Genomic DNA, 508 nt, shown 5'->3' with positions numbered 1-508 from the left:
TCCCGCGCCGCAATCACATCGGTGCCCGTCAGCGCCACGTCCTGCCCGGCACGCAGACTCACCGACCCGCCGGTGCTCCCCAGCGTGCTCACGCTCTGGCTCTGCGTCGTCCCCGCCGACGCCAGCGTCTGGCGCAGCGACGTGCTGCCGATAGTAAACCCTATCCCGCCCCCGCTGAACACCCCGCTCTTCTTGCGGCTGACGTCTTCATACTGACGGTAGCTCTCCACGCTCGCCGCCGTCGTGATGTCTCGCCCCGCCGTCAGCGCCACCCCGCCGTCCGCCGCCACCGACGAGCCCCGCACCCCGATGTCCTGCCCCGCCGTCAGCGCCACGCTGCCCGCCGACAGCAGCGTCCCCTTCTCCGTCGTCTGCGCCGTCTCCCGCACCGTGTGCGTCACGGTCTTCGAGAAGGTCTTCTTCTTCACCGTCGTTTCTTCAAAGAAGTCATGCCGGCTTTCCGTCGCCGACAGCAGGCTCAGGTCGCGCCCCGCCTGCGCCGTCAGCG

Annotated in this window: 1 protein-coding gene; it reads right to left on the bottom strand. The window is 69.7% G+C overall.

Features of this window, described 5'->3' with window-relative positions; genetic code table 11:
* A partial coding sequence (locus FDP13_RS21485; RefSeq protein ID WP_143840375.1) for a hemagglutinin repeat-containing protein occupies positions 1-508 on the bottom strand: 508 nt, incomplete at both ends.

Source organism: Dickeya sp. ws52, assembly GCF_007210685.1.
Taxonomy (GTDB): domain Bacteria; phylum Pseudomonadota; class Gammaproteobacteria; order Enterobacterales; family Enterobacteriaceae; genus Dickeya; species Dickeya chrysanthemi.
Note: the sequence above shows the minus strand (reverse complement) of the source record. Positions and strands in the feature narration are given on the sequence as shown.